Raw genomic sequence first — 2027 nt, 5'->3', positions numbered from 1 at the left:
CCTACCGTTTTCAAGTGTTTTTTGATGAATAACTCATCAATATTGGTGATCAAGCTGGTTTTATTCGCTCAAAGCAGAAAGTTATAAAATGGCTTGGGTTGTTCGCATCTTCCTTAGAGCAAATAAACAATACACATTTCAATTTTTGAGAATCTACTGAAATACAATTTAGTGGTTATTGATTTCACTAAATTCATGCAATCGTTTGTTCATGATTTCAGCAACAAATACTTTTTTTGAAATTCCAATTGCTATGTCATGAGGTAGATTAAGTTCTCCGAGTTGACCACCAAACGAAGAGTACCGGTTAACAATTTGGCCTTCTCGTGTTAATTTGAGTATTTGGCTTCGCTCTTTGCCTCCCCGAAATTCATGTGAATCACCAGCATCAACTACCCAAATATGATCCTCAAAAAAATCTAAGCCATAAGGTCTACCGATAGCTTTATCAGACCAAGTTGCCAACCATTTCCCGGTAGAGTCAAAGACCTGTATTCGAGCATTACGCCGATCAGCGACATACAAATTACCTTGATCATCTTTGGCAAGTCCATGAGGCAAATGAAATTCACCATCATTCTGTCCGATGGTACCAACTTCCCAAGAAACAGACCCATCCGGATTGTGTTTCACAAGTCGACTGTTACGATAACCATCAGCGACGACAAAAGAACCATCAGCATAGACCTCAACATCTGTAGGTCTTGCATACCAGGGAGCAGTTCCAGTGCAAGGAAGTTTTTTGAACTTATTACGAATTCGTAAACATGCTTCTAAATAAAATGGATAATCATTGCCGAATATTTGAATAATTGACCCATCAAGATTCAGTTTGAAAACCTTATTGAGCATGATATCAGTTATCCAAACGGTATTATTACTTATCGTTATACCATGAGGTGATTTGAAGATACCACTTCCCCAAGTATTAAGAATTTCACCTGTTTTACCGGAATAAATGACAACCACATCCTGATTTATGATTTGATTATTGGTAAAGGAGTAGCCAGCTCTGTGCAAAAAGAAGATATTACCATTTGGACCAATATCAACTCCGGATCCTTCTCCTATTAGAGGGGTATTTGCCGATATTATACTTAAAGGCTCCAGCCAGCCGTTATCATGACCCGGGATCATTTCTGTTTCAACAATACTTACCTTTTTCCAACTGAAAGCAGCACCTATGATTATTGCAGTAATTAAAGCGATAACCGTGATTTGAATTTTCTTGAATTGTTTCAACAATGGAATTCTCTCATTTTGAGAAATGTTGGGATTTGAAAAATGAAGACGATCTGCTGCTCTAACGCCAAAATGTGCGGCGCGCCTCAGGCGCGTCCGGTGGAGCGCAGCGGAACGAACACGATTTTTTTGTTAGCTGCGTAAGCCCGTAAAATGGTTAAACCGTGACGTAAACTTGAAGCAAGTACGACTGGCGACAAAGTAAAAACCAGAAGATTTACCACCTGAGATTTTGAACGCTGCTTAAACCAAGCAGAACCAAAATACCTCGAAACAGTTTGAACAAGAAGGTTTGACTACTTAAAGTTTACGACAATGTAACTTACTTGGCTGCAATAAAACCTGAAACTTTGCACGATTTAGAAAACCTGTTCCCTTCCCCACCAACTCACCGTCCAAAGAGATGGAAAGAAAAACGATCTCTGCGCTGGCGCGGCAAAAGGAAACTGGTACGCTACCGCCTGCCAGCTTGAGAAAAACATACAACAAACGACGATTTCGACGCTGGCATAAAAGAAGGAATATACGACCAAACTCTATCGCCAGCTTGCAAAACAAAGACTACAGATTTCTTATGAACTTTTCGATAGAACAGAACAAAAAACTTCCAACGCTGAAAAACTCTCAGCTTTGCAACTCCGGTAGAAACACAGCAGCTAACGCCAAAATGTGCGGCGCGCCGCAGGCGCGTCCGGTGGAGGGCGAAGCCCGGAACGAACTTGAAGTTTTTGTATGGATAATAATTAACGAAACAGGGTAATGTGAGACCCAGGCTTTAGCAGCAA

Annotated in this window: 2 protein-coding genes; one reads left to right on the top strand and one right to left on the bottom strand. The window is 40.6% G+C overall.

Translation table 11 applies throughout. From position 1 onward, the window contains the following. Positions 1 to 168 precede the first annotated feature (168 nt). The gene (locus Q1B11_RS20060; RefSeq protein ID WP_299735762.1) at positions 169 to 1245 is read right to left on the bottom strand and encodes a peptidyl-alpha-hydroxyglycine alpha-amidating lyase family protein; all 1077 of its coding nucleotides are present in this window, start codon (positions 1243 to 1245) and stop codon (positions 169 to 171) included. A 400-nt stretch (positions 1246 to 1645) separates the two neighbouring features. Between Q1B11_RS20060 and Q1B11_RS20055 the strand changes: the two genes are divergently transcribed. Beyond that, entirely contained in the window at positions 1646 to 2002 is a 357-nt protein-coding gene (locus Q1B11_RS20055) for a hypothetical protein (protein WP_299735760.1), read from the top strand. Positions 2003 to 2027: the final 25 nt, after the last annotated feature.

The organism is uncultured Endozoicomonas sp. (genome assembly GCF_947495845.1).
Lineage (GTDB): Bacteria > Pseudomonadota > Gammaproteobacteria > Pseudomonadales > Endozoicomonadaceae > Endozoicomonas.
Note: the sequence above shows the minus strand (reverse complement) of the source record. Positions and strands in the feature narration are given on the sequence as shown.

What these genes read in the sequence shown, in the direction of transcription:
- Q1B11_RS20055 (WP_299735760.1), top strand. Translation starts at nt 1,646, where the DNA reads ATGGAAAGAAAAACGATCTCTGCGCTGGCGCGGCAAAAGGAAACTGGT.